The 4,601-nt window shown below is 73.2% G+C and carries 4 protein-coding genes; all 4 read right to left on the reverse strand.

The annotated features are described in order from the left end of the window. Positions 1 to 312: biotin/lipoyl-containing protein (locus tag ACWEQL_RS41130; RefSeq protein WP_452156538.1), on the reverse strand; the 312-nt coding region annotated here is incomplete at its 3' end. Between the two features lie 67 nt (positions 313 to 379). Further along, positions 380 to 1,768 (reverse strand): dihydrolipoyl dehydrogenase, encoded by a 1,389-nt coding sequence (lpdA, locus tag ACWEQL_RS41135; RefSeq protein WP_452156540.1) that lies wholly within the window; start codon positions 1,766 to 1,768, stop codon positions 380 to 382. Positions 1,769 to 2,168: 400 nt separating this feature from the next. Then, complete coding sequence (locus ACWEQL_RS41140; RefSeq protein WP_452156542.1) at positions 2,169 to 3,671, reverse strand: leucyl aminopeptidase; 1,503 nt, start codon at positions 3,669 to 3,671, stop codon at positions 2,169 to 2,171. 281 nt (positions 3,672 to 3,952) lie between these two features. Beyond that, positions 3,953 to 4,601: adenosylcobinamide-GDP ribazoletransferase (locus ACWEQL_RS41145; RefSeq protein WP_452156544.1), on the reverse strand; the 649-nt coding region annotated here is incomplete at its 5' end.

Raw genomic sequence — 4,601 nt, forward strand, 5'->3', positions numbered from 1 at the left:
CGGGGCGGCCTCCGCGACGGGGGCGGCCGGAGCGGCCTCGGCGGCCGGGGCCTCGGCGGCGACCGGGGCGCCGGAGCCGTCGTCGATGATCGCCAGCTGGGCGCCGACCTCGACGGTCTCGTCCTCGCCGACCTTGATCGAGGCCAGGATGCCCGAGGCCGGGGCCGGGATCTCGGTGTCGACCTTGTCGGTGGAGACCTCGAGCAGCGGCTCGTCGACCTCGACACGCTCACCCTCGGCCTTCAGCCAACGGGTGACGGTGCCCTCGGAAACGCTCTCGCCCAGCGCGGGCAGTGTTACTGAGACCGCCATGGTTTCAGCGACTCCTATCAAGTCTTGCGTACAGGAACGGGGGGAATGCGGGCGGGATCGGGCGCGATCAGTCGTGCGCGTGCAGGGCCTTGCCGGCCAGCGCCAGGTGCGCCTCGCCGAGGGCCTCGGACTGCGACGGGTGCGCGTGGATCAGCTGCGCGACCTCGGCCGGCAGGGCCTCCCAGTTGTAGATGAGCTGGGCCTCGCCGACCTGCTCGCCCATGCGCGCGCCGACCATGTGGACGCCGACCACGGCGCCGTCCTTCACCTGGACCAGCTTGATCTCGCCGGCGGTCTTCAGGATCTTGCTCTTGCCGTTGCCGGCCAGGTTGTACTTGAGGGTGACGACCTTCTCCTTGCCGTACAGCTCGACGGCCTTGGCCTCGGTGAGGCCCACGGAGGCCACCTCGGGGTTGGAGTAGGTCACGCGCGGCACGCCGTCGTAGTCGATCGGCACGGCCTTGAGGCCGGCCAGGCGCTCGGCGACCAGGATGCCCTCGGCGAAGCCGACGTGGGCCAGCTGCAGGGTCGGGACGAGGTCGCCGACGGCCGAGATCGTCGGCACGTTGGTGCGCATGTACTCGTCGACGAGGACGTAGCCGCGGTCCATCGCGACGCCGTTCTCCTCGTAGCCCAGGCCGGCCGAGACCGGGCCGCGGCCGATGGCGACGAGCAGCAGGTCGGCGTCGATCTGCTTGCCGTTCTCGGTGGAGACGCGCACACCGGTCTCGGTGTACTCGACGCCGGAGAAGCGGGCCTTGAGCTCGAACTTGATGCCGCGCTTGCGGAAGGCGCGCTCCAGCAGCTTGGAGGAGTTCTCGTCCTCCAGCGGGGCCAGGTGCGGCAGGGCCTCGACGATGGTGACCTCGACGCCGAACGACTTCCAGACCGAGGCGAACTCGACGCCGATCACGCCGCCGCCGAGGATGACGGCCGACTTCGGGACGCGGTCGAGCTTGAGCGCGTGGTCCGAGGAGATCACGCGGTCGCCGTCGATGGTCAGGCCCGGCAGCGACTTCGGCACGGAGCCGGTCGCCAGGACGATGTGGCGGCCCTCGACGCGCTGGCCGTTGACGTCCACCGAGGTCGGGGAGGAGAGCTTGCCCTCGCCCTGGATGAAGGTGACCTTGCGGGAGGCCACCAGGCCCTGGAGCCCCTTGTACAGGCCGGCGATCACGTCGTCCTTGTACTTGTGGACGCCGTTGATGTCGATGCCCTGGAAGGTGGCCAGGACGCCGAACTCGGCGGCCTCCTTGGTCTCGTCCGCGATCTCGGCCGCGTGCAGCAGGGCCTTGGTCGGGATGCAGCCGCGGTGGAGGCAGGTGCCGCCCAGCTCACCCTTCTCGACCAGGGCGACGCTCAGACCCAGCTGAGCGGCGCGGAGCGCCGCGGCGTAACCGCCGCTTCCGCCTCCGAGAATGACTACGTCGAAAACGGTGCTGGCGTCGTTCGCCACGTCACGTCCTCCATGCAATGGGGTGGGTCGCCGGGCCGGTCGCGGTCCGGTTGTTCGGAAGCCTTTGTGGGGCGCCCAGTCGTGCCGGAAATACATCTTCGCACTTGTTCGCGGCGGCTGATGTCCGGGTCCGGCCCAGGGGTGGCCCACGGGGTGGTCACAGGGGTGGGAACACCCTGTACGCCAGGGTATTCCCGCAGCTCAGAGCGGGGTTGGCGACCCCCTCCGAGGCCTCACAGGGGGCTGTCGCCGCGGTGAGTTCCGCTTCGTGGAACAAAGTTTCGCCCGCAGCGAACAGGGGTGCGTCCGGCCCCTGGACGGCTACCGGCAGGTAACCGGGGGGCGGGACGCCGACGGGGCCCGGCGCGGGTGCGCCGGGCCCCGTCGCGGGGTCGCGTGATCAGGCCTTGGCGCCCGCGGCGGTCCGCTCCGCGAAGCGCACCAGCGTGCGCACCGCGCTGGCGGTGCCGCCCTTGGGGGTGTAGCCGTACGGCGCGCCCTCGTGGAACGCCGGGCCGGCGATGTCCAGGTGGGCCCAGTCGATGCCCTCGGCCACGAACTCCTTCAGGAACAGACCGGCCACCAGGCCGCCGCCCATCCGCTCGCCCATGTTGGCGAGGTCGGCGATGGTCGACTCGGTCATGCCCTTGCGCAGCTCGACCGGCAGCGGCATCGGCCAGGACTGCTCGCCGGTCTCGCCCGCGTACGCCACCAGCCGCTCGCGCAGCTCGTCGTCGTTGGCCATCACGCCGAAGGTGCGGGTGCCGAGCGCCAGCACCATCGCGCCGGTCAGCGTCGCCACGTCCACGATCACGTCCGGGTTCTCCTCGCCGGCCCGCACGATCGCGTCGGCCAGCACCAGGCGGCCCTCGGCGTCGGTGTTCAGCACCTCGACGGTCTTGCCGCCGTACATGCGCAGCACGTCGCCGGGGCGGGTGGCGCTGCCGGAGGGCATGTTCTCGGCCAGCGCCATCCAGGCGGTGACGTTGACCTGCAGGCCCAGGCGCTTGGCGGCGACCACGGCGGCGAACACCGCGGCGGCGCCGGCCATGTCGCACTTCATGGTCTCGTTGTGGCCGGCCGGCTTCAGCGAGATGCCGCCCGAGTCGTAGGTGATGCCCTTGCCGATGAACGCCAGGGTGGCCTTGGCCTTGGGGTGGGTGTACGCCACCTTCACCAGCCGGGGCGGGTTCTGCGAGCCGTTGCCGACGCCCAGGATGCCGCCGAAGCCGCCCTTGAGCAGCGCCTTCTCGTCCAGCACCTCGACCTTGAGGCCGTGCTCCTTGCCGGCGGCCTGGGCGATCGCGGCGAAGGACTTCGGGTTCAGGTCGTTCGGCGCTGCGTTGACCAGGTCGCGGGCGCGGTTCATCTCCTCGCCCACGGCCAGCGCGCGCTCCACGGCGGCCTTGGCGTCCTTGCTGCCCTTGCGGCCGGTCAGCAGGACCAGCTCGCCCACCGGCTCCTTGCCGCCGTTGGTCTTGTACGTGCCGAAGGAGTACGCGCCCAGCAGGCCGCCCAGCGCGAGCGCCTCGATCTCCTCGGCGCTCTCGCCCGGCAGCGCCAGCGCGGCCTTCTTGCTGCCGGCCAGGGTGCGGGCGGCGACACCGGCGGCGCGGCGCAGCGTCTCCGGCGCGAAGCCCTCGCCCTCGTTCTCGCCGAGGCCGACCGCGAGCACGAGCGCGGCCTTCACGCCCGCCGGGGCGGGGACCTTGACGGCCTCGCCCTCGGCACCGGTCGCGCCCAGGGTGGTGAGGACCTCGGCCAGCTTGCCGTCGAACGCCTCGCTCACGGTCTCGGAGCCGGGAGCCGGGACGATGCCCTTGGGCCCCTTCGCCACACCGATCACCAGGGCGTCCGCGCGCAGCGAGGCGGCGGAGGAGGTGCTCACAGACAATGCAGTCACGTAATGCGTCCTGTTCTATCGCGGTCCACGGCCGGCGGCGGCGCGGGTGCCGCACCGGCGCAACCCCCGGCTGCCGACTGCGGCCGGCCCGGCGCCTTGCGGCCGGGCCCGGGGCCCCTGGCTGTGTGCGCCCGCGAGGTCGCGGCGGCCGCACACACCAGGGGCCCCGGCTCCTCGACACGGGCGGCCGGACAGGACCTGCGACAGTGCAGGGCTGCGGTGCTCACCGGCATGGTAGTCCGCATGCTGGGATCACGCGCCGCCCGGTGGCCACCCGCCGTTCAGCCGGACAGCGCCAGGGTCACCAGGGCGCCGGTCGCCGCGGTCTCGGCGAGCGCCCCGAGCACGTCACCGGTCACCCCGTCCAGCCGTCGTACGCAGCGCCGCAGCAGCAGCCACGCGCAGCCGAGGCCCACCGCAACGGCCGCCGGGAGGCGCAGGACTGACCAGCCGTCGAACGCGCCGGCGGCGCCCAGGAGCAGCGCGGTCGCGGCCGAGACCGCGAACGCCCCGGCCGCCGGGACGGTGCCCGCGACCATCGCGCCGAGCCCGCCCGGCCGGGCCGCCGGCACCGACCGCAGACACCCCCAGGCGAGCGCGCAGCGCGCGGTGACCGCCGCGGCCACCACGGCGAGGGCGCCGCGCCCCGGGGAGACGGCGAACTGTCCGGCGAGCGCGGCGCTCTGCGCGAGCAGGACGAGGACCAGGGTGAGTACGCCGAACGGCCCGATGTCCGACTGCTTCATGATGCGCAGGGCGTCCTCCGCCGGCCGCCCGCTGCCGAGCCCGTCCGCGACGTCGGCGAGGCCGTCCAGGTGCAGCCCCCGGGTGAGCGCGGCCAGCGCGCCGACCGCGGCCACCGCGCCGAGCGCCCCGCCGGCCCGCCAGGCCACCAGCGCGCCGAGGCCGGCCGCGAACGCCCCGAGCACC

This window comes from Kitasatospora sp. NPDC004240 (assembly GCF_053603215.1).